The following is a 22,570-nucleotide window of genomic DNA, read 5'->3' on the forward strand; positions in this document are numbered from 1 at the left end:
AATCTGAACAATGTTCAGGGGGAATCCTCATAAAAATAGCAATTACCGGAAAAGGCGGCGTTGGAAAAACAACGCTCTCAGGTACTCTGGCAAGACTGCTTGCAAGGGATGGATACGAGGTACTGGCAATAGATGCAGACCCGGATATGAATCTGGCATCTTCGCTTGGGGTAGAAAACCCACCGAAGCCCCTGACAGATTACAAAGACCTTATTCGGGAAAGGGCAGGTGCCGAAGGTGGGGCATTCATCTATAACCCTAAAGTCGATGATATTGCGAGCAAATACGGAGTTATAGGCCCCGATGGAGTAAGAATGCTTGTCATGGGTACCGTGGACCGCGGAGGAAGCGGGTGCATGTGTCCTGCTTCAGCTTTCCTTAGAGCTCTTCTCAGGCACCTTATGTACAGGGAAAAAAGTGCAGTTATCCTTGATATGGAAGCCGGGATCGAACATCTCGGGAGGGGCACTACAAGAGGAATGGATCTCATGATCGTGGTAGTTGAGCCCGGAGCAAGATCACTTGAGACGGCTGAAAGAATAAAAAAGCTCTCTTCAGAAATAGGGGTAAAACACCTTGCTGCCGTAATTAATAAAGGAAGCTCCGGTAAAGTTAATGAAAAACTTGAAGAGCTTGGGATTCCGGTGCTTGGTGAGATTCCCTTTGACCCCATGTTAATGAAAGCCGACCTCGAAAAACGTGCTCCTCTTGATGTAGGCGGCGAGGCTGTAGACGCCATAGTAAAAATTAAGGAAAAACTTGTGGAAATTGTTGAAGAGATCCGAAAGGAAAAAGAGAGCAAAAAATAAATGCTGGAAACCGGTCCTCTTCACTCCCTTTCAGGAATTTTCCAGTCCTTTTGGCAATATTGCTTTTTTCTTCAATATTGCTTTTTTTTGCTTTTTTTCTTCAATATTGCTCTACTCTTTATGGTTCTTACATTTCCTTTTTATCTATTCTTTCCTTTTTATAATCCGTGCAATTCTTTTAACAACACTTATTTTCTTCTTGTGATCCTTTCAATTCTTTTTTGATCTGCTTACAAATCATCTCTGATTTAAAGATCCGTTTCAGGCCTATTAAGACTTTTAAGCTCAGTTTTTAATTAAATTTAGTTATAGCCGATGTCCGGAGAGTTTTCCATTGTTCCTTTTTTGTAAATCAGCTCAAGAAGTCTCATTTGCTTCTCTCTGACAAGAACATCCGTCGGATCGATCTCAAGTGCTCTGTCGTAACACTTCATAGCTTCCCCATATCTATCAAGGCTTTCCAGAGCCATGCCCTTCTGATATAGTGAGAATATATCATCGGGCTTTATTTTCAGTACCTCGTCGTAGGACTCAATCGATTTTTCAAATTCCTTTAAATTATTGAAGGCAAAGCCCTTGAGGCACTTAATTCCCAGGTTTTCAGGATCAATTTCAAGAGCTTTATCGTAGCAGATAAGAGCCTCTTTTGATTTTCCAGTCCTGTCCAGGGCAAAACCTTTCTGAACCCACGCCTCGAAGTATAAGGGATCCAGTGTTAAGGCTTTATCATACAGCTTGAGCTTGTCCTCGTAATTATCAGTCTCACCGGCCTTTGTAAGGAGTTTTTTGGGATCCTCTGGTTCTTCTGTTGTTCCTGCCGCTTTCGACTCCTCTCGCTTTGCCTTGTTTATTTTCGCATTCGCATTTCCTTCTGTCATATAGGAATCCTCGCTTTTCCAGTGAAAGCCCATTCCGGACCCCTTCCGGGTTTTTGCCGCACCTTGCCGTTTTTACATCTCATGCATGGAACCAGAGCTAAAACTGGTATTCTGAACTTTTGTTTTCAATGCAATATACCTTTTCTGATTGGATTTTTACCTGACATACTGAATGTCTTTTAATTAAAACACAGTTATTTTATGCTCAAAGCCTTGCACACCGGATAATAAGGCTAACAAAATAATATTACGGACAGGAAAATAAAACAACAAATAAAAAGAAATTAAATGGTAAAGGAACGATCGAAAAAATTAAAAAAAGTTACTGAGAAGAACAGACCTTCTGCCTCTGGATTTCCGAGAGTATCTTCACCTTGGTTTCAAGTGCAGGAATGAAGCCTGGTTTCAGTTCGAGAGCCTGGTTGCAATTTTGCAGGGCTTCATCGTGTTTACCAATTTCGGAAAGGACAAAACCTCTGGCTGCCCAGAAGCGGGGTTCAGTCGGGGCAAGCTCAAGTGCCTTATCATAAATTTTCAGGGCTTCCTCAAACCTGTGGAGTCTGGAGAGCAGACTTCCAGCCGAGGTAAGGGCTTCAAGGTAAGTGGGTCTTATTCGAAGAGCGGTACTGTAAGCTTCAAAGGCTTCTTCTTCTCTGCCGAGAGCCGAAAGTATGGAACCTTTACCTGCCCAGGCTTCAGCGTATCCGGGATATTTCAAAAGGATTTCTTCATAGGTCTCCAGGGCTTCCTCAAACCTGCCAAGCCTGGCAAGAACAACCCCTTTATTGTCCCAGGCAACCTCAAAAGTCGGTTCAAGCTCAATAGTTCTGTCATAAGCAGCAAGTGCTTCTTCAAGCCTGCCCAGCTCAGAGAGGATAACGCCTCGGTTATACCATACCCTGTGATCTTCAGGAGCGATCTTCAGAACCTGTGAAGTAAGCTGCAGGGCAGTCTCAAACCGCCTGGCTTTATACATGAGCACTGCCTTCTGAAAGAGGGCTGTGGCATCCTGAGGATCTTGTTCAAGCCTCTCAGTGCAGTACTGCAGCTCCTTGAAGAACGGGAGGGAGGCATAAAGGTCTCTTACAGCCAGGAAAATAGGCAGGATTTCATAATTTTCCCCGTGAAATGTAAGTGATTTTGTTACCATATTATATGAGAGAGCTGCCGATTTCTCCTGACCAGCCTCTCCTTCTGGTACACTCTCCTTTTTTCTATTCTTAGAGGGCTTTTCTATTTTTATAGTCTCTTCCATTTCTTTGGTAGCCATTATTTCCACAGTTTTTTCTATTTCTGAATTTTTCTCTTTTTTTATTTCCTTAATCAAAGTTTTCAGCCTGGAGAAGGCTACTGGAGAAATAGGAGAATTGCTTGAGATCGAGAGTACAGATCTAAGGTGTTTTCTAAGTTTTTTATCGTTGTTGCGCCATAAGATTGCTGAAATGCCTTGGCATTCGTTGAGAAACTTTTCCAGGCAGAGCCTCAGGGATGCCTGGCTCCTGGATTGCTCAAATGCGGAAAAGGCTGAAATTGCTGCTCTGCAGTGCTCCCTGAGTTCGTTCAGGGAGGTCTTTGTTCTGGAAGAAAGAGTCTCCGTTTTAAGCCCTCCTCTGCCTCAGCTCAGGCTTGCTCGGAAAAATAGTTGCACAGTGAGTCTTTCTTACGTGGCAAGTGCTTGCCCTTTGCCGCAACTACAAGTTTTACAGCCGATCCAGCAGGGAGCATCGTGCCTGGTTTTGGGTCCTGCCTTAGAACTTCTCCGATCATAATCCCTATGGGAAAAACTCCTTTTTGCTCGACTATCTCTCCTGCGGTGAACCCGGATTCTTGCAGGATTTTCACGGCTTTCTCAAGGGGCTGTCTTACAACATTCGGAACCTCCACATTTCCTGTTACGGTTCCTTCTCCTGTTCTGATTTCTGGCTCCGATGTGCCCTCTTTTCCTTCCAGCACTTCTTCGAGCAGGTCGATTGCACCGCTAATGCGGAGGAGGGTTTCATTAAGACCCTTTTTCCGCTTTTCGAGCTCTGCAAGCTTTAACTCGATGTCTTTGAGGATTTTCTGCCCAGACTCATATTCTGCCTTTAGCTCAGCTAAACGCTGTTCAAGTTGTGCTTTCATACTTCTACAAACCCCTTCTGATCAATTGCTTCCATTTTATTCAGACTTCTTCATTTCGTTCTGAATCTCCATTCTATTTAGATTTGCCTTTCATTCTGGATTCAGAATCGACTTTACCTAAGATTTTACCTCGCTTTTGCCTTTATTTTCTTGCCAGGCTCTCCTGATTTAAGTATGACTTTATCTTTTGATTTTATCTATAGTTTCATTTGCTGTTTTTTAATATAATGTGCTTTTTCCTTTCTGTAAATTCCAGCCCAATACATTTTAAGTTTTATATTTTTACACGTAACCGGCTTAAAAATATATAATCTCTGAGATGCGGGAAAAAATTTTCTGGATACAGAAAGAAAAAGAAATATTGCTTCGGAGTCCTATTTAAGCCATCAGTGTTACACTATATATAATAAAGTTATATGAGGGTGATTTTATAGAAACAGCCAGTCCCGAGCAAATTAAGGAAATCAACGAGTACGGTAAAGAGATGATCGAGTTACTTAAGCTGGAAACTTCTCCTGTAGCAGTTGCCCTGGTGCCGGAAGGTGCCGAAGTACCTGAGAATATAAAGAAAATTGAAGAAAGTATGAGGCACTGTCAGATGGTTGACCGTGTGCGTAAAACCGGGGAAGAATTTTATGCAACGCTTGAGGATGAGACCTGCAAAGGAGGAGCAGCAGCCCTTGGCTTGGGAAAGATGCCTCCTAAAGTTGAAAGTGGAGAGTTCTACTACGAGATCCTGAAGCATTTCAAAACCCTCGAAGCCTCACAAAAAACCGTGGAGAAAATTCCCAGGATCGAAGCCGGGTCAAAGGTCGCAAGCATATATGCACCACTTGAGAGTGCCACTTTCATGCCTGATGTTGTTGTGATTATCTGTAACGCAAAACAGGTAATGCTCCTGACCCAGGCGATTCTTTATAATGAGGGAGGCAGGCTCGAAGCGGAGTTTGCAGGCAAACAGAGCCTCTGTTCAGATGCCGTTGCCCTGCCCTACCTTACAGGCAAAATGGGAATAACAGTAGGCTGTTCGGGAAGCAGAAGTTATACCGGCATTGAGGAATCAGAGTTAACGGTCGGGATTCCTGTAAACCTGCTAAATGACCTGATAGAGGGCTTGAGGGCAATTGTCGGAAAAGCCCCTGCAAAGTAACAACCTGAAGGAATTAAAAAAAACATGAGGAAATTAAAAAAAAACATGAGGAAATTAAAAAAATCTAAGTAAATTAAAAAAATCTGAGTGAATTAGAAATCAGGAAGATGAAAGCAATTCAGGGAAATAAAAAGCCATTTTATAAAAAGTACAGGATCACAGGCAGTAAGATGACTCCCATCGCATGAGATTTCCTGACATTCATAAAGGAGGCAAGCATGCCTATGGGAGTCGAAATTACAAAAATGAAAAACCCGAAGAGTCCAGTGAAGAGATAAACCATTATTGCAAGCCCTATAAGAACCCCTGCGCAGAGCTTGCTGTAGTCGACTTTTTTTAGAATAAGATGTGCATTATCTCCGATCCAGATCGTGGAAAAGTAAGAAAGCAGGGCTGTTAATACCATGGCGGCAAAGAAAAGCAGTATTGAAGGAAAATCAAGTATATTCGTTCCCAGGATGTCTTCTATAGCAACCATTGCCCCGCTTCGGGTTCTTCCTATTACTACAAACGCTACCAGCCCGAAAATCGCGTTAGAGGTATTCACTCCGGAATTCGAGATTATGAATTCTTTGGAACTCTCAAGCGTTTCAGGGTTGTTGGCATAGGGATCAGAATAGAGAGAGGACTTGAGCCTTCCGAGTTTAGGTTCAGGAACTTTTTTCTTAAGGGGGATCCTGTCAAAATCGACTTTTGCAAAAAGCCCAGTAATAAGTGCGGCAATAGCAGAGGAGAGACCTGGCAGCCATGCCACAAGTGAGCCTGCTGCGCTGCCTGTAAGAATTCCCCTGAGAATTCTTTTTCGGGAAAGTCTGAGTGCAGACACGGATTCCTCGGGAATTTTAGAGCTTGTGAGAAGGCTTATTATTAGCTGAGATGCACCGAAGAGCCCGCTCAACAGGGGCAGGAGTATGGAAGGCTCCCCGAAATTAATAATAGGAGCCATAAGTGATTCCCTGGCAAAAGCGAAGAGTCCAAGCACTCCTGTAATCAGAAATAACACCAGGGCAAAAGCTTTGTACTTATATTTTGCAAGTGAACCTTTTTTCTCCTTTGGATCCTCTCCTTTCTCAGTTGCAAGCATAAGAAACACTATTAGAATAAGAATCGCTGCCATATGCGCTTCAATATAGGGATAGACAGCCTTGAAGAAAAGAGAGAATGGCAGTACGAAAATCAGGGAAGCAACTACTGAGCCTGCGCTTCCGAGTGCTGAAAGCCGGACTGCCTCAGCTCCTGCCCCTTCAATCAGAAGCCTGTGCCCTGGCAGGACTGTAAGCGCAGTATCCCCATCAGGCGCCCCTAAAAATATTGAAGGGATAATATCATGAAAAGTCTGTGAAAGTGCATTTGAAAGAATAATCACGGCTATATAAAAAGGTGTAAGCCCTTTTTCAGCCAGGAAAGGCGCGAGGGCTACAAGGGCAAGTGCAAAATTATTGTTATGTATCCCTGGCAAAAGTCCGGAAATTATACCAAGCAGGTAACCGCCCACGACTGATAAAAAAAGTAAAAATAGAGAGATGTCTTCCACTCAGCCAACCACCGATACCTTGATTTTAGATTTCAGATTTCAGATTATACACAATAATTACAATTATCTCTATTTATAGATATTTTACAAGTAGGCATGAGAAAAAAATTATTTTTAATTTCAGAGTGAGTACAAAAAAACGATTGGAGCTGAGCGGATGATGGCATTGATTGAACAATTAGAATTAATAAAATAGAGAGAATAACTCTGTGAAAAAATATAGGAATGAATTGCTGAAAGAAGACAGAATGTGTGAGAGGAAAACACCATATAAAGAAGAAAATGACCCTATAATATAAATCCAGGTGCTAAATGTATGTTTCAATTTGCAAAAAATAGTATATTAATTTAAAATATTTATATAATTAATATATTAATTTAAAACATTTGCATAACTAATATATTAATTTAAAATATAATAAATAAAAAATCTAACCCAATATTTTAGTTATTTGTTGTATAAATATTTTATCTTCAAATTTGGACAATTATCAAGGAAATTAGCTAATAGGAATAATTATAGCCCTTCTAGGCGATAAAACGTTCAAAAATTTGAGTTCTCTTTATCACATCAAAGTAAAAGAAAAATCAATTCCACTTATGTTTTATATAAGACTGATATTTTATATCTTGCTGCTCTAAATGCTAATATTGAATGGGGTTCGTGAGTAGCATTTAGTGAAATGCAGAGCAAGGGTTATGAGGTTCGCCATTCCTCAACCCTGCCTCCATAGATCTGAAGCCCCTCCTGAATAGGAAAGATCTTGAGGTTTTGCCATTCCTCAGGTTTGAATTCAGGAGAGGTTTCAAAAAGGAAATGGAGTGAGGTTCGCCATTCTCCTCGCTCCGGATTCCGGAATATTAGAAGCCAAAAAGAAGTGAGAGGCAAATCCCTCTCTAAGCTATTTTTTACCTCTCACTTCAACTCTTTTCTAAACTTCTCTCAACTTTTTTCGGAATTTCTTTTATCTCTTTTTAGAACTTTTTTCTCTCTTTTTAGAACTTCTTTTAACCTTTTTCAGAGCTTCTCTTAACTCTTTTTAGGACTTCTTTTAACTCTTTTCAGAACTTTTTTAACTCCCCTCTAAACTTATTCTCAACCCTTTTCTAAACCTCCCCCTAATCTTTTTAGGTGCAGCCCTATCTTCAATGCGGGTTCATGAGCCTGCCTTAATTTCCAGCCAATCCTCTCTTACGACGGTTTGCTTTTCATCCACTTCCTCTTCCTGGATGTTCCTCTCTTTTGTCACTCCCCCTGTCAGGCTGTTTTTCTTCAACTTCCCTTGAGTGTTCTGTTCCTCCATTACTTCCCCTATCAGGCTGTTCCTCTTCGACTTCTACTGAATACTCCTGCTTTCCATTACTTCCTCTTCGAGGCAGCTCCTTTTCAACTTCTCCCGATTGCACTCGCTTTCCATTACTCCCTCTTCGAAGTTTTTCGTGCTTTCTTTCACTATCCCTCTCAACTTGTCTCAGACTCATGCAATGCCTCTTTTTCTGCTTTTTATTTTAGCTCATTTTTGTTTTTCTTTATCCATAATTTCTTACTTTCATATTTTTTTATATATTTCTATAATTTTTTGTATTTCTATGATTTTTATATATCTTTATTATTTTTTATATATCTTTATGGTTTTATATATTTACCTGGTTTACAGGTATGTCAATCAGCACTAACTCTGCAGAAGTAGCCGTTTCCAGGTGAATGGTTTCTTCCTCATCAAAACGTGCCTGATCTCCCTGCCTGAGACTCTGGCCATTGACAGAGAGTTCTCCATTTGAGATATATATGAAAACAAACCTGCCTTCCTTTGAATTAAAATGAAGCTTATTTTCTTTTTCGAGGCTGGCACGATAAATTGTCACATCTGCATTAATTTTCAGAGCATCTTCAAAACCCTGCCCTGAAGCCAGAGGAAGTAGCCTGTTCTTCCAGCCGGAAGGCTCAAATTTCTTTTTAGAGTATGCCGGCTCCAGATTATTTTTATAAGGAGAAATCCAGATCTGGTAAAAACGCAGGGGCTCCTTTCCTCTGTTAAACTCCGAATGTTCGATGCCCCTGCCTGTGGTAATACACTGCACTTCTTCTTTTCCCAGAACCCCCCTGTTTCCCATATTGTCTTCGTGAGTAATCTCTCCTTCAAGCACTATTGTTGTTATTTCCACTTCGGCATGTGGATGAGATGAGAAACCCTTACCTGGTTCAAGAATAAATTCATTAAATGCCCTCAGGCTGCCGAAATTGAGATTTTTAGGATCATAGTAATCAGAATAGGATAAAAGAAAATAGCTTTCAACCCAGCCTTTATCCCTGTAGTACCTTGCTTCTGCCGGAATAATTCTGATTGTAAAACCCCCTGCTTCCCAAGTATTATATTAATTACTTGAGTAATATGTAGATTTTTATTAGCTGAAAAGGATAATACCCCTGGAAACAGAGATTCTGAACTACATTTATAGGGCTTGAAAGGGGTAGACAGGAAGAACAGAAAGTAAACAAAGGAGTTACAGGGGAGTTTAAAAACAGTTTTTCCATAAAAACATAAAAAGCCATATATATTATCGCTTCCTTTCCTAAAAGAATTGTGGCACTGCACAGTTAGAAGTAGTTTATTATATTGCAGCTAAAAATATAATTATATATAAATTATATCTCCGTCTATTAAATTTTAATTTTTCAGTTATTTCTTGTTAATTAGCAGAAAAAAGGATTTAAATGACAATCAAATGCAAAAAATGCAATAATGAAGCTATTATTTTTCAGAAGTATTCCGGGATGCACCTCTGCAAGAAGCATTTTGTGGAGGATGTCGAAAGAAAAATCAAACTAACTATCAGGAAAGAATGCCGTATACGCAAGAATGAGGTTATAGCTGTCGCTCTGAGCGGAGGTAAGGACAGCTCGGTTGCCCTGTATGTGGTGCATAAAATTCTGGGAATCAGACCTGACATTGAAATTGTTGCAATTTCTATCGATGAAGGAATACACGGATACCGTCCGCATTCCCTAGAACTTGCAAAAAACCTCACTGAGATACTCGGAGTACGGCATATTATAAAATCTTTTAAAGATGTACATGGGGTGACCATGGATGAGCTGGCAGCAATGGATCGAGAAAAAGGCACATGCAGCTACTGTGGTGTACTCAGGAAAAATATCCTTAATAAGACGGCGCTTGATATCGGTGCAACAAAACTCGTCACAGGGCATAACCTGGACGACGAAGCACAGACAATTCTTCTCAACTATTTCAGGGGAGATATGGAGCGTATGGTCAGGCTTGCACCGCCTGCAGCGGTTGAAGGCCTGGTCCTGCGGGCAAAGCCCCTGAGGAATATTCCTGAGAAAGAAGTAGCACTCTATGCCCTGGTAAACTCCCTTCCTGTGGACTTCAGCGAATGCCCGTATGCCGGAGAAGCCCTGCGAGGGGAGGTAAGAGAGCTTTTAAATAACTTTGAGGCAAAGCATCCTGGTACCAAATATTCCCTGCTAAGGGGCTTTGATAAGCTTGTAGGAGCCCTTGCAAAGGAAATACCTCCAGCAAAAATCGAAAAATGCAGGATTTGCGGCGAAACCTGCACTGAAGATCTTTGCCAGGCCTGTAAATTGCTTGGCAGGTCTTAAAAATAAAAATCAAAACAAAAACTGCCCCTCTAGAGACCTGCTTTTCAGAAGCTATCCGGGTCTAAAAGCAGTTCTGAAGGGTCATATAACTTCTTTCCTCTTCGGGTCATGTAGAGGCGTGTCCACAGGACAGCAGTGAGAGGTTGCAGAATCGCAGGGGGAATGAATAATGTAACTGCTGCAATCATCCCGTTTCCCGGGCCTGCTAATTCGCCGACATAATTGTTGATTAAAACCAGCCCTATAGTGAATACCCACATAAAGAAAACATCAAGCTTATTGTTTATAAAGAAGATAACGCTAGTACTTAGAGCTTCCAGGGGTCCAAGTTCATCGATCACAAGAGCATATGAGCTCAGGGAAAGCACGAGATTTACAATTATTATATACACTGTCCAGAGAATGACTCCTATAACCAGCGCGGTCATGCCATGTATAGATGCTTCCGGATTTTCAACCAGTGCGCTTAAGTTCCCTACTGCAAGGGCACCGGGTACCAGAAATATGATTCCTACAAGCAGGATCAGGGAAGTCAGCAGGACTGTCAGGAAGAGCCTGAATATGTTTTTCGAGCCCGAATCCAGCATGTCCGCAATTCTTGTATCCCCTGTCTCGGAGGCTTTCTTTGCCATCCCTATCGCCCCTGCCGTGAAATAAGACTGAGTGAGCGCCGCAAACAGGAAAACTGCGAGAAGCAAAGATACTGATAGTCCTAGATTTTTAGAAAATCCTTCCCACATCATAGCAAAAATTTCCTCGTCAGAAAGGGTAGCAGGATCTATAATAGTTCCGGTACTTGAGGTAAAGAACAGCAAGCCCATTATCGCAAAGAAAAGGAGGTAAAGAATCAAGCTAATAAAAGAATTAAGCATATACGGAATACAGATGTTTAAATTTCTAACCCAGGTTTTGAATCCTCTGTGGAGTACTGTCCCAAATTCTTCATGCATATGCTGTGACCTTCCAGTATAAAGGCAGTGAGCCTGCATCCCTTTTGCAATCATATCCTGACAGCTTGCAAAAGTATAACTTGTATGCAGGCTCACAGATACCATTTTTGAGTACATATGCAGAAGATAAATATAAAATCTCTTGTCTTCGTACGAAGAAGCATGCATTGAATACCAAAAGAATACTAGAAAGTGCTGAGCGAATACCAGAGTTGAACTAAAAGCAATCAGTAAACATACAGAAGGCGACAGTAAACCGACAGAAAGTAAATGGTAAACCGACAGAAGGCAAATGGTAAACATATCGACGCTGAGTAGTAAACATATAGAGGGCGGACAATAGACATATAAAAAGCAGATGTAGGTAGAAGGCGAATACATATAAAGAAAGGCGAATATATGTAGGAAGAGTACAGGTAGGCAGATACAGGTAGGAAGAATACAGATAAGGTAGATACGGACAAGAAGAATACAGGTAAGGCAGACGCAGGTAGGAAGGAACACAGGTAAGGTAGATGCAGTTAGAAAGAACTACAGGTAAGGCGAAACAAAGGTGATGAAGTGAAAAAGCTGGACAATTGTAGATATTCTCAAGTTCCTGAAAACCCGACTGCTGGCGGCGATAAAGAAGAGGTTCTGGTTATAAGCCACTGTCTGCTCAACCCCATTGTAAGGGTAAAAGGCGTAAAACCCGCCCGTCCTATCGACACGTGGGGTGCAAACGTTATCCAGCTTCCCTGTCCCGAAGCCATGTTTTTCGGCATGCGGCGCCGAGAAATCACTAAAGACCAGCTCGACCATCCTGCCTACCGGCGCTTTTGCCGGGAAATCTTTACTCATATTGCAGACCTGCTCGAAGACCTCTCAGCCAGGGGCGCAAATATAAAAATTGTCGGCGTTCCAAAAAGCCCCTCCTGCGGCGTGAAAATAACATCCGTCGGCGGGGAACCAGGCAAGGTAAAAGAGTTTCATCACAGGCATGAACCGGAACCTGGGGTGTTTATGGAAGAGATTATGAAGGAGCTTAAGAAGAGGAATGTAAAGTTTGAGATAGAGGATGCGGGAAAGTAAGGATAAAGGAGTAGTAAAATATCAACAAAAGTTGAAGTCGATTTTTACTTCAGTCTACAAAGCCATCAGAGTAAATAGGTTCTTAAAACCCCATGCACTCACCGTCGTCGCAGGCGACTGGCTTTCTCATAAAAACACATAGACAAAGACGTAAAAAATGAAGAGATCAACTTTTTAATTGATCTAACTCATATCACATAAAACAAACCTGAATACAGATCATTTTCCGCTTTTTTGATTTCTTACTTTTTGGGTATATTCTCATTATTTCCCTGAACATCTAGAGGATAACGGAGAAATAGTCTCTTCTTTGATTCTCATTTACGCAAATGCTTAATTTCCTTCAACCTCTCCCAGAGATCCTCTTCACCAGTAAGTTTTGCCTGCACCGACGTCTCCTGCCAGTAAAACTTTAACTTCGTTTAATGGTTAGATTTCCCATATTCAAGAAACTTAAAATAATTTATAACGTCCTCTCTACCTTTTTTTACAATCTCAATTGGAGGATTTTCAAGAGGGTTTCCTTCGAGGAATATTCCTTCCTGTAGGAACTGGTACTTCCATTTAATATCCAGACCTAACTCTAATATTTTAGGAGGCAGCGAAGTCAATTGATTGCAAGATATGTTAAGTGAAGTAAGATTTTTCAGCTTGGATATTTCAGGAGGCAGAGAGGTCAATTGATTTTCAGACATCTCAAGTTCAGTAAGATTCTCCAACTTGGAGATTTCAGGAGGCAAAGAAATTAATTTATTGCAAGACATGCAAAGTGTCTTAAGATTTTCCAACTTGGAGATTTCAGGGGGCAGAGAAGTCAGTTTTTGACACGAAAGGTCCAGCATAGTCGCGTTACTTTCTTTAGCTTTTATAATCAGATCTTTGATCTCTCTTAATTCCATTGAAAGCCCACATCCCTAAGAATAATTAAAGACCAATGTTTGTAATAGATCGCAATCTCTGAAAATAAAATAAATAAAATGAAATCAAATTTTTAAACATAGTTTTTTACTTAAATACGTTTTCTATCTTAATTAACATTAGTCGATATTGGGAAATATAAGGCAAATAGGACAGTAAATAAAGTTATTTCATCTGGATATTTCAGAAATTTTCGGAAATTACCGAGAATATGTGATAACTTTTTAATTCAGTTTCTTATTTTTACTCATAGACCCTATAATAATTCTCATATCCTCAACCGTATTAATATTAACAAAAGTCCTTAATTCAGGATCAATCTCCCTAATTTCCGAAACATCAACAAGCACTACATCCTTCATTTCAAAAACCGGCGTAAGTACAGATCTTTTTCCTTTCTCAAAGGCTTTTTCGATTTCAGGAATCAGTTTTTTTGAGTAAACCGCATGCAGAGGTTCGAACTTCTTATCCTCCCATTTAGGAAGGGCAGCATCGTGCCCGCTTGCTTTCTCAAACAGCAGGTCTACAACTCTGGAATTTACAAAAGGCATATCTCCTGCGCAGACAAAAGAGTATTCTGCTCTGGATTCTAGCAGCCCAGCACGGATGCCTTCAAGAGGACCGGCGTCTTCCAGGGTATCAAAACAGAAACGGATCTCGCACGCAGGGAATTTTTCAAGCACAGGGCTGAACTTTTCTTCTTGGGTTTTGTCCCGGACTGAGAGAATTACCTCGTCCACAGCTCGGAAAAGGCTTTCTAGCAGGCGTTCAAGAATCGTTTTTTCTTCGAATTTTAGAAGGGCTTTCTCAACCATGCCCATTCGCCTGCCCCTGCCGCCCGCCAGCACGACAGCGCTTCTGAATTCTATCTGTTCCCTGTCTGGTTCTGTTTTTCCGCTCATTTGCTCATTTCCGGGGGTTTTATTGCTCTGGTGTAATTTTCTGTTTTTTCTTCTGTTTGCCTAGGGTTTTTAATTCTTGTCTTCTCTCAGGTTTGTTTCTCATCTTATTCTCTGTCGTGCACCCAGAATTCTTCTTTTTCCGTAAATTCCTTCTTCCAGATAGGAGCTTCTACTTTTATGCGTTCTATGGCTTCGCTGAGTGCAGGGAAAAGTTCAGCCCTGTGGGCGGCTGCGATGACTATGTAGACTATGTCTTCTCCGGCTTTGATAACGCCTGTTTTGTGATGGATCAGGACTTCAAGGATTCCTTCTTTCTTTTTCAGGTTTTCCCGGATGCGGTCAAGGGCTTTTGAGGCTTCAGGTTCATATTTCTCAAACTCGAGCTTTGAGGTTCTTACATACCCTGACAGCTCGCGGACTATTCCGGTAAAGGTGCCGATTGCGCCTGCTTTTCGGATGGCAGGATTTTTCCGGGCTTTCTTTATAAGGGCTTCCAGGGTATAGCGGTCTGGCTGGGCAAGGGCGATTTCTACAAGGGAAGCTGTAAGTTCTTCATGCATATCAATATCAGCAGGCACTCTAAAAACTACATTTGAAACTTCCTGCAGATCGCCAATCACGATTTTCGGAAGCTTGCTTTCTTTAAAACCTTCTACCACGGCAAAATCCATGCCCTGGTCGCAAAGCAGGTCAAGTGCATGCTCAAGGTCAGAGCCCCTGGAGAAGCTGACAAGCTCGGTACCGGTTGTTTCCGTGCCTGTTATTCCTATTACTACGTCAGCGCCTGCATCAAAGTGCCTTCCCGTATCGGTATCTGCGGGATTGAGTCGCTGTTCTCCCATATGCTTTATAGTGCCTACGGCTCCGAGCTCGGAAAGGTTTCGGACAAGAGCGGAAACAAGGGAAGTTTTGCCTGATTTCTTATACCCAACAACTGAAATGACTTTCATTAAAGAGCGTTATATACTTCCCGGTATAAGTAAGGGTCGGCACTTTTTCTCATCTTCTCTCTTCTTTTTCTTCTTGATTTTACCGGGCATTTGTGAAGATTCAAATATTGAGACTTTGATATTATCTGTAAAGAGTTAACCAGTTTAATCCATTCAATCCATATAAATAATTGCAAATAAGATGGGAAAAAGAGGGGGGTAACTTGGCAATAAGTAAGATCAGGATTCGCGATATCCCTGAAGAGGAGCGCCCTAGAGAGAGGCTTATTCGAAACGGACCGGAATCGCTTTCAAACGCTGAACTGCTTGGAGTTATCCTGAGGACAGGATCAAGGGAAGAAAATGCTGTCAGCCTGGCTAACCAAATACTCTCGAAATATAATATTAAACAGCTCAGTCTTACAAATGTCTCAACGCTTACGCAGGTTCACGGAGTAGGGAAGGCAAAAGCTGCCCAGATAGCTGCGGTTTTCGAGCTTGCTCGCCGGCTTGAGACTTTTGTAGAAGAACCGAAAAGGAAAATTTGTTCCCCAAAAGATGTATATGTCCTTATGTACCCTAAAATGCGGGAACAGAAAAAAGAAAAATTTATAACGCTTTGCCTTGATACAAAAAACCAGGTTCTGAAAGAAGAAGTCGTATCCATCGGCAGCTTGAATGCAAGTATTGTTCATCCGCGTGAGGTTTTCAAGTCCGCCCTTATGGAATCTTCGGCATCGGTAATTATAGTTCATAATCATCCTTCAGGAGACCCAAGCCCGAGCCGGGAAGACATAATGGTAACCGAGAAACTAGTAGAAGGAGGAAAACTTCTTGGGATTGACGTGCTTGACCACATTATTATCGGGGACGGCAGATATGTGAGCCTTAAAGATGAAGGTTTTGTAAAGTGAAATCTGGCTTAAAGACCAGAACCCTCAATATAGAGACTATAAATACAGAAACTGTCAAGATAGTTGAAAACTCTGAAAATGCTGGTAAAACAAAACCCTGTGAAAACAGACAACAATGCGATCCTGCTCAAACCTTATTTGAAAAATTGATAAAGTGGAAATTTAAACCTGACCCATTTAACTGTCAGGGAAAAACTCATTTAATGTGAGCGAATTTATTAAATCGAAATCTGTAGACTTCTGTTCTCAGGGGCTATAGTCAACAAATGCCAGAATCAGTTGCTTTACCTTCAGTTTATCATCCTGTAAAACGTGTATTATTGAATTTCGTTTTATCGGACTTTCTAAAATTGCGATATCTATATATATTTAAAAGAAATGGGCTTTTCGATTAAACAAATTTTCCTCCCAGTCCCTATCCCCTTAAAAAAGGAGGTCTTCTGAATTACAAAACATATAAACGCCTGTACACTGGATAGCAGAGAGATTGAGGAAATAACCCTGGATGACCCTTATACTGTACCTTATAAGGGCATTTACGCTATCTGTGATGCAGCAAATGAATATGCGGAGATCATTGAGCACTCTAACTGCTACAGCGGGGCTGCGTGGTCCCTTTATCATTATGCAAAAGCACCTCTTGTCCTGAAAGCCCGTTCAACCGGAAATATGATCCGCTATCTCATGAAAACCGGATCCTCAAAGCTTGAGCTCAAACCATCGGTTGCAGCTGCGGGCATTGAATCCGTGATTGTGCATGGAGATGAGGTAGAAATTACCTATGTTGGGCTAGGAGGCGGAGGCGTGGGCGCGACCCGCTGCAGAGCATTTGCAAATGGAGTGCTTCGTTATAACATCTCTGAGTCGGGAGGCGAAAAATGCGCAAGGGGGACGATTATAGTTCCGCGTAGGGACCGCGTCCTTATAGGCATAGATGACACCGACTCAAAAGAGATAGGAGCGACCTGGACCCTGACTCACAATATTGCAAAGAAACTCAACTGTCAGGAAGCTGTTTATCTTTCCCATGCACTTGTCCAGCTTTTTCCGGTTCCGGAAAGAACCCAGAACTGCATGTCTACCGTGCTCGAATTCGGCTGTGTGGACGAGAAAGCTAAATCATGGCTGGTAAACGCTTTCAAAAAAACCCTTAAGAAGTACAGTGCTTCAACCCAGACCGGAATGGTTGTCCTTTCGGATTTCTATGCAAAAGGACTATATGAATTCAGCAACCGCAGTCGGACTGAAAGGGTTTCGAAAGTTGAGGCTTTGCAGTGCGCCAGAGAAAACGGCGTGGGAGTCCTGTTAGATGGCAACGGAGTAATAGGTGCGCTTGCCTCTCTCCCCTGGTTTGCAAGACCTGATGAGTCTATAATTTCCGGCACTCCGATCAAGCCCCTTATCACGAAAGAGATTAAAAACGGCATTTAAGATTCAGGAAACAGCAAAACAAGAATCTTGAAATAAAAACCTCAGCCGAGAATGAAAGCTTAATTATTCGAAATTTTAGAGTATAAAAGTAGAGTTATGTGGCTTTGAGTTACATGAAACTTTGAGCTATATAGCTTACATTATAAAGGTTGAATTCAATATTCTTGAAATTCCATCAGTGTGGGGTCAGTTTGAAAAAAGAAAAAGAAGTATCAGAGTGCACCGGATTTGAAGCTCTCTACCTTGCAGCCCTTGATAGTGATGTCAGCCTTATAACAGGTGTTCCCGGGTACCCGATTACCTCCCTTATGGAACTTTTTTTGAGGAAACACGGGGAAAAGGAGCCTGTCGAAGCTTCTAAAGATAAGCCTCGGGTTTCCAGTTCATCTGCTTCCGAAATTCCGAGGGACTACAGCGCCATGTGGCTGACAAATGAGAAAGTTGCCCTGGAAATGGCTCTTGGGGCATCGGTTTCGGGCAGAAGAGCACTTGTGCTTGTAAAGCATGTAGGGATGAACCTCCTCTCAGATCCACTTATAACTTCGACTACACACACTATAGGAGCCGGTCTTGTTATAATTGCAGGTGATGACCCTGGTGTAAAAGGTTCTCAGAATGAACAGGATTCCCGCTGGTACGGCAGGATAGCAGAGGTGGCTGTGTTTGATCCGGCTAACCCAAATACGGCATACAGGGCTCTAAGGCGGGCTTACGAGCTTTCAGAAGAGACCAGGACACCTGTTATCCTCAGAGTTACTGCAGATCTGAAAAAAAGTAAAGGGAAATTAGAACGCCTTCCAGAAGCCTCAACTCTCCATCCTGAGTTCGACCGCACAATCTGGAAAAAACGGATGGTAGAAAAACATCAGTTCTTCCACTCCGTAACTTATCCACTGCTGGAAAAGGAAGCTGAGGGCACGTATCTAAATGAGGTAAGGGGAAAGGCAGCCGAAAATACGGACCTTAATGAGGTAAAGGAAAAAGCAACTGAAAACACAGGATATGCATCAGGTAAGGAGCATGAAAAGATAGGGATTATTTCCTCAGGTTTTGCATCTTCGATTGTCGAAGAAATTCTCAAAAAACAGATTAAGCCCCAGGCTGAGGATTCCTGTCCTGAGATCTCGCACCTGTCCCTTACCCTTGTGAACCCTCTCCCCCTTGAGAAAATTAAGGCTTTCCTGAAAAGCAACGATAAGGTACTCGTTGTCGAAGAGTCCGAACCTTTTATAGAAGAACAGATTCGGATCGCAGGCAAGGTTTACGGGAAAAAGACAGGGCATCTTCCATACGGGCAGGTAAAGCCTGAAGACCTCGAATTCGCCCTTGAGCATATAGGAGGAGAGATCCCAAAACCTGCAATTTCTGCGGCATTTAAAGCCAGAGGCAGGACTTTAATTTGCAACGACTGCCCCTATCTTCCCCTTTATCACCTGCTTAGCAAGCTTGACGTGAGGGTTGCAGGCGATATGGGCTGTTCTGTCCTAAGTGCACCCGAACCCATTGCTGCAGTTGATGTTAGCTTTGCCCTTGGTTCGGCAATCTCGGTTGCCTGTGGTTTTGAGAAAAAAGGCATAGCCGTAATTGGGGATTTTGCTCTTGCACATTCGGGCATTCTCGGGCTGCTAAATGCCGCGACTACAGGCTGCAATGTGCTTGTGCTCGTTCTCCATAACGAAGTTGCAGCCATGACCGGTGGGCAAACTGTCCCTGATCTCAGGAAAGTGGTTGAGGCAATAACTCCTGATGTTTCATTTTTTGATATCGACACAGATGAAGAAAGAGTGCCGGACAAGACAGGGGAAGTAATAGATAGAGGGAAAGTGACATATGAGGTAGAAAAAACGACAGATAGAATCGGGAATGATAGAGAAGCGGGAAATGAAATCGAATACCATATCCTTAATACCAGGCTCTCGGAACTGATCCGGACGAAACTTGCACTTCCCGGGCTTTCTGTAATATTCATAAAAGGAAAATGCAGAAAATATTGATCTGGAACTTTCTATTCTTTGGGTCTAGAACTTTCTATTATTTGCCCCTTGAGCTTGGTCTGGAGGCAGTAAGGTTCTAATTTCACATAATTCTCTGTTATCTACATAATTCTCTATTATTTCAATAAATTTCATTATTTTTTTATCTCGTCTTTGTACTTTCATTTATAATATGACAACCTTCTGCAAGGTTCAGGTATGACCTTAAAGCCCTGTATTCGGAATAAAAGCTTATTATCCTTTTTATCCTGTGCTTCCTAAGAGATCTGTATACAGGGGACAGATAAGACATAATTTCTCCAGAGAGAACAAGAACTCTTTCAGGCTTAATAATATAAATGTGAATACGGGTATCTGGATAATTATTATATGGAGATCAAAATAAAAAATCACAGAGTTTATATATAAAACGATTAATATCTGTTTAAAGTATTTATAGTGATTAAATAAAAATTATTTCATAAGTTCACTCTTCAGTAAACAGGCGCTGTATAAATCCTCACAACTATTTGGGCTTTAATTTACAGAGTTGAGATTATGAAAAACAAAATAATCGCATTTGACTTTCTCAGGGCTTTAGCAATAGCAATGATCATCCCGGCTCACTTAAGTAACTTTTTGTCTTCTACTTACAGCAAGTTAGCCCTTTACGCGGTTGACCCTTATGTCGCAAACATGGGTCTGGGACTTTTTATATTCATGAGTGGGTACTTGCTATACTTTAATAATCACTCAATACGTTCATTCCAGAATATATTGTCTTTCTACAGGAAAAGACTTCTGAGGATTTTCCCTCTTTACTGGGCTGCTATTGCCGCTTTTACACTTGTATTCTTTATATTTGCCCCGAAGTTAAACTCAGGCTTTGTATACCCTAATGCTGAGCAAGTGTTTACTTTTCATAATATAATAGTGCATATACTGGGACTGCAGATTTTCCTTGCGCCTGCTTATGCATCTCCTATGCTGACACTGTACTTTGTAGGTCTGATTATTGTCTTTTATGCGGTTTATCCATTGATAATAATGCTTTCAAAGAGTTCAAAGCAGCTGTTACTTTATTCTTCTCTAGTGTTCCTCGGGTTTTTATTAATCTCAAGGAGTTTTAACATTATTGAACACCGTTTTTTTATGTTTTTCCCTGTATTTATATTTGGAATTCTTACCTGTAAAGAGGGTCTATTTGAAAAGTCAATTACATCTATCTTGAAGATTCCCTTTGTCAAGATATTCCTGGCAGCCCTTCCTATTATATTCGTACTGATTATTGTTCTGGGCTCAAGAGTGACCCTACTCCTCGACCCCAAGGTTTCGTTAACCATTACGTCAGCAGGCAGCGGCACGATTGGTTCTTCAACAGTTGTATCGATGCTGGAAAGCGTTGCAAACTCTCTGGGTCTGGGGTACGTTACTCTGAAATTTATCATCGACACTGTACTTCTTAATGTTTTCATAATTACTTTCTGTATTCTGGAGTACGGGTTTGCAATGAAATTCATTGATAAATTATCAAACTCCTGGAATTCTGCCCTTACGTATATCGCTACAGCTTCATATTGCATTTACCTCTTCCACAGACCTTTCTTGGCACTCTGGAATACGGCTACAAACTTTATAAGCAATCCATTCTTGCACGATGCCATCGTAATTTTTGTAGCTTTACCCCTCCTGCTTTTTGTCTCGTACCACCTCCAGATTCTTGAATTAAATCTGAAGAAATCCTTCTCACACAAAAAAGTCCCTCACAGGGATTTCTCCCTTACAGACTCCACAATCGACTCCGGCAAGTTAGCAAGTAACCGGTCGAAAACTGGAAGAAGATCGAAGCTTTAAAACCCTCCATGCCAATACAGCAGTTTTCACTCAAGCCGTTATGTAGTTTAATTTCAGCGGGAGGAAGAATGAGAAAATATTAAGTGGGTAACTGATGCGGCAACTCGTAAAATGCAAGGGTAATAATAAGAATGAACTCAACTTCTAGAGAAGTGCATGAGAAAAGGCGCTGAGGGGGAGATTCGAACTCCCGCAGCGCGAAGCGCTACCGGTTCTCAAGACCGGCGCCGTAGTCCACTTGGCTACCTCAGCAGGTTGATAGGATTATCTTTACAGTTCCTAGTAAAGCTATGATCAAATCACTATGAAATTCCCGCAAGCGTATACAGAAAACCCGATTATGATATATAAAATTTGCGAAGAGGAAGAACCCTTCGCTTTTTTGAAGTTAAGGTGAAATCAGGCTTCAGATTCTGAGGATCCGCCGGTTTCAACTTCGGGCTCTGGTTCAGTTTCGGGCTCAGCTTCAGCTTTGGTTTCAGCTTCAGCTTTGGTTTCAGCTTCGGGCTCGGCGGGTACTTCAGCTTCAGGTTCAGCAGTCACCTTTTCAATGAACTGGACTTCCTTAAAGCCGGCGTATTTAATGAGTTCGGATGCGACTCTGTTCTTTGCCATGAGCCAGCGCTGGTTAAAGGTCAGGCCAGTAGGGATGTAGATTTTTGCGACGCCGTCTGCTGTTTCAACTTCCAGATCCCTCAAGCCGGTATAGAGGGCGAGCAAGCCCTGAATTTTTTCAATGTCGGTCTCAAGAACCTTTTCGATAGTATAATCATAAGTAACAGTCTTGCCTGCGAGAGGGCTGTTAAAGTCTACAGTTACCCTGCGGCCTATAACCCTGGTGACAATACCTCTCCTGCCATCTACCTCAACTGCAAGGCCAGGGCGGACGTTACGGTCTTTTAGTTTTGTAATGGAAATTGTCTCTATAAGTTTGGGGTTGCTTGGGCCAAAGGCTTTTTCCGGAGGGATTACAACGGTCCCACTGTAACCGACTTCCTTTCCTTCAAGATCCTCATCAAGGCCTTCAATAGTATGACCTGCCCCGACAATAACAACGTCTCCGCCGTAAAGTCCACGCGGGTTAAAAATATCTTCTTTTTTTGCAAGATCTTCGTCTGTTGTGTCGAAAATCCTGCCATCTTCGAACTTACCTGTGTAGTTCAACTTTATAAAGTCGCCTTTTTGGATTGCCATAATTTTCAACTCTTTCATAAATTAACTAAATTGATAAGCAAGATAGCTATTCATTGTCAGCCAATTCAGCATAAACGTGTTTCACGCTATAGAACTCTGCCTTTAATAATCTTTTGGGAATCCGGGGGGTTACTGCCTATTATAAGAACAGTTCTAAAAACATCAGACTCCTGAACAGCTTTGTCTGAATCAGCACCGGTTGACCACAAAATTTACTTTGTATAAAACAACGGTTCTGGAAGTGAACAGATAAAACCGTTTTATATTATATTTATAGTGATCGTCAGCTTTTGCAGAAATGCGCTCCCCCGCAAATT

General features: G+C 41.7%; 22 protein-coding genes and 1 tRNA gene. 9 read left to right on the forward strand and 14 right to left on the reverse strand.

All coding sequences use genetic code 11. The features are described 5' to 3' along the window. The first annotated feature begins 23 nt into the window (after nucleotides 1-23). On the forward strand, nucleotides 24-809 hold the full coding sequence (locus tag MSTHT_RS00910; RefSeq protein WP_082086703.1) for an ATP-binding protein: 786 nt from the start codon (nucleotides 24-26) through the stop codon (nucleotides 807-809). Nucleotides 810-1,111: 302 nt separating this feature from the next. On the opposite strand, the gene MSTHT_RS00920 is transcribed toward MSTHT_RS00910, so the two are convergent. The 3 genes from MSTHT_RS00920 to MSTHT_RS00930 form a co-directional block, all read right to left on the reverse strand. Further along, nucleotides 1,112-1,687: a tetratricopeptide repeat protein gene (locus tag MSTHT_RS00920; protein ID WP_048168268.1), complete on the reverse strand. Its 576-nt coding sequence runs from the start codon at nucleotides 1,685-1,687 to the stop codon at nucleotides 1,112-1,114. Nucleotides 1,688-2,009: 322 nt separating this feature from the next. Then, nucleotides 2,010-2,957 carry a tetratricopeptide repeat protein gene (locus MSTHT_RS00925; protein ID WP_231588128.1) on the reverse strand — a complete coding sequence of 316 codons (948 nt, stop codon included), beginning with the start codon at nucleotides 2,955-2,957 and terminating at the stop codon, nucleotides 2,010-2,012. Between the two features lie 350 nt (nucleotides 2,958-3,307). Continuing rightward, nucleotides 3,308-3,808 carry a PASTA domain-containing protein gene (locus MSTHT_RS00930; protein ID WP_048166180.1) on the reverse strand — a complete coding sequence of 167 codons (501 nt, stop codon included), beginning with the start codon at nucleotides 3,806-3,808 and terminating at the stop codon, nucleotides 3,308-3,310. A 484-nt stretch (nucleotides 3,809-4,292) separates the two neighbouring features. Between MSTHT_RS00930 and MSTHT_RS00935 the strand changes: the two genes are divergently transcribed. After that, on the forward strand, nucleotides 4,293-4,958 hold the full coding sequence (locus tag MSTHT_RS00935; RefSeq protein ID WP_048166181.1) for a DUF169 domain-containing protein: 666 nt from the start codon (nucleotides 4,293-4,295) through the stop codon (nucleotides 4,956-4,958). A 139-nt stretch (nucleotides 4,959-5,097) separates the two neighbouring features. Here the strand turns inward: MSTHT_RS00935 and MSTHT_RS00940 are convergent, their stop codons facing one another. From MSTHT_RS00940 to MSTHT_RS00955, 4 genes are all read right to left on the reverse strand, one after another. Next, entirely contained in the window at nucleotides 5,098-6,492 is a 1,395-nt protein-coding gene (locus tag MSTHT_RS00940) for a tripartite tricarboxylate transporter permease (protein WP_048166182.1), read from the reverse strand. Between the two features lie 697 nt (nucleotides 6,493-7,189). Beyond that, nucleotides 7,190-7,381, reverse strand: coding sequence for a hypothetical protein (locus tag MSTHT_RS00945; protein WP_048166183.1), 192 nt, complete (start codon nucleotides 7,379-7,381; stop codon nucleotides 7,190-7,192). A gap of 320 nt (nucleotides 7,382-7,701) precedes the next feature. Beyond that, nucleotides 7,702-7,974 (reverse strand): hypothetical protein, encoded by a 273-nt coding sequence (locus MSTHT_RS00950; protein ID WP_048166184.1) that lies wholly within the window; start codon nucleotides 7,972-7,974, stop codon nucleotides 7,702-7,704. Between the two features lie 153 nt (nucleotides 7,975-8,127). Then, entirely contained in the window at nucleotides 8,128-8,838 is a 711-nt protein-coding gene (locus MSTHT_RS00955; protein ID WP_048166185.1) for a pirin family protein, read from the reverse strand. Nucleotides 8,839-9,208: 370 nt separating this feature from the next. Between MSTHT_RS00955 and MSTHT_RS00960 the strand changes: the two genes are divergently transcribed. Continuing rightward, complete coding sequence (locus MSTHT_RS00960; RefSeq protein ID WP_048166186.1) at nucleotides 9,209-10,117, forward strand: TIGR00269 family protein; 909 nt, start codon at nucleotides 9,209-9,211, stop codon at nucleotides 10,115-10,117. Between the two features lie 44 nt (nucleotides 10,118-10,161). Here MSTHT_RS00960 and MSTHT_RS00965 read toward each other — a convergent pair whose 3' ends face one another. Then, entirely contained in the window at nucleotides 10,162-11,184 is a 1,023-nt protein-coding gene (locus MSTHT_RS00965) for a DUF7847 domain-containing protein (protein WP_231588129.1), read from the reverse strand. Nucleotides 11,185-11,628: 444 nt separating this feature from the next. Here MSTHT_RS00965 and MSTHT_RS00970 point away from each other — a divergent pair, with 444 nt between their 5' ends. Beyond that, nucleotides 11,629-12,138: a DUF523 domain-containing protein gene (locus tag MSTHT_RS00970; protein ID WP_052721786.1), complete on the forward strand. Its 510-nt coding sequence runs from the start codon at nucleotides 11,629-11,631 to the stop codon at nucleotides 12,136-12,138. Nucleotides 12,139-12,560: 422 nt separating this feature from the next. Here the strand turns inward: MSTHT_RS00970 and MSTHT_RS00975 are convergent, their stop codons facing one another. The 3 genes from MSTHT_RS00975 to MSTHT_RS00985 form a co-directional block, all read right to left on the reverse strand. Further along, a complete protein-coding gene (locus tag MSTHT_RS00975) occupies nucleotides 12,561-13,037 on the reverse strand; it encodes a leucine-rich repeat domain-containing protein (protein ID WP_052721787.1) in 477 nt (158 codons plus the stop codon). A 243-nt stretch (nucleotides 13,038-13,280) separates the two neighbouring features. Beyond that, a complete protein-coding gene (locus MSTHT_RS00980; RefSeq protein ID WP_048166187.1) occupies nucleotides 13,281-13,958 on the reverse strand; it encodes a molybdenum cofactor guanylyltransferase in 678 nt (225 codons plus the stop codon). A 104-nt stretch (nucleotides 13,959-14,062) separates the two neighbouring features. Next, entirely contained in the window at nucleotides 14,063-14,908 is an 846-nt protein-coding gene (locus tag MSTHT_RS00985) for a molybdopterin synthase (protein WP_048166188.1), read from the reverse strand. 203 nt (nucleotides 14,909-15,111) lie between these two features. On the opposite strand from MSTHT_RS00985, the gene radC reads away from it, so the two are divergent. Both radC and MSTHT_RS00995 read left to right on the forward strand, forming a co-directional pair. Beyond that, on the forward strand, nucleotides 15,112-15,801 hold the full coding sequence (gene radC / locus MSTHT_RS00990) for a RadC family protein (RefSeq protein WP_048166189.1): 690 nt from the start codon (nucleotides 15,112-15,114) through the stop codon (nucleotides 15,799-15,801). After that, complete coding sequence (locus MSTHT_RS00995; RefSeq protein ID WP_048166190.1) at nucleotides 15,798-16,010, forward strand: hypothetical protein; 213 nt, start codon at nucleotides 15,798-15,800, stop codon at nucleotides 16,008-16,010. Before radC ends, MSTHT_RS00995 begins: the two co-directional genes overlap by 4 nt. Nucleotides 16,011-16,224: 214 nt before the next feature. Here the strand turns inward: MSTHT_RS00995 and MSTHT_RS14870 are convergent, their stop codons facing one another. Beyond that, nucleotides 16,225-16,425 (reverse strand): hypothetical protein, encoded by a 201-nt coding sequence (locus MSTHT_RS14870; RefSeq protein WP_231588130.1) that lies wholly within the window; start codon nucleotides 16,423-16,425, stop codon nucleotides 16,225-16,227. On the opposite strand from MSTHT_RS14870, the gene mmp11 reads away from it, so the two are divergent. The 3 genes from mmp11 (at nucleotide 16,336) to MSTHT_RS01010 (ending at nucleotide 21,059) form a co-directional block, all read left to right on the forward strand. Next, nucleotides 16,336-17,232: a methanogenesis marker protein 11 gene (mmp11, locus tag MSTHT_RS01000; RefSeq protein WP_231588227.1), complete on the forward strand. Its 897-nt coding sequence runs from the start codon at nucleotides 16,336-16,338 to the stop codon at nucleotides 17,230-17,232. The genes MSTHT_RS14870 and mmp11 overlap by 90 nt on opposite strands. A 191-nt stretch (nucleotides 17,233-17,423) precedes the next feature. Beyond that, nucleotides 17,424-19,226 carry a thiamine pyrophosphate-dependent enzyme gene (locus MSTHT_RS01005; protein WP_048166192.1) on the forward strand — a complete coding sequence of 601 codons (1,803 nt, stop codon included), beginning with the start codon at nucleotides 17,424-17,426 and terminating at the stop codon, nucleotides 19,224-19,226. 537 nt (nucleotides 19,227-19,763) lie between these two features. Beyond that, nucleotides 19,764-21,059 (forward strand): acyltransferase family protein, encoded by a 1,296-nt coding sequence (locus tag MSTHT_RS01010; RefSeq protein WP_082086704.1) that lies wholly within the window; start codon nucleotides 19,764-19,766, stop codon nucleotides 21,057-21,059. Between the two features lie 167 nt (nucleotides 21,060-21,226). On the opposite strand, the gene MSTHT_RS01015 is transcribed toward MSTHT_RS01010, so the two are convergent. Beyond that, nucleotides 21,227-21,311 (reverse strand) — tRNA-Ser (locus MSTHT_RS01015). 147 nt (nucleotides 21,312-21,458) lie between these two features. Next, nucleotides 21,459-22,253 (reverse strand): peptidylprolyl isomerase, encoded by a 795-nt coding sequence (locus MSTHT_RS01020; RefSeq protein ID WP_048166193.1) that lies wholly within the window; start codon nucleotides 22,251-22,253, stop codon nucleotides 21,459-21,461. Between the last annotated feature and the right edge of the window lie 317 nt (nucleotides 22,254-22,570).

Origin of the sequence: Methanosarcina thermophila TM-1, assembly GCF_000969885.1 — an archaeon.
Taxonomy (GTDB): domain Archaea; phylum Halobacteriota; class Methanosarcinia; order Methanosarcinales; family Methanosarcinaceae; genus Methanosarcina; species Methanosarcina thermophila.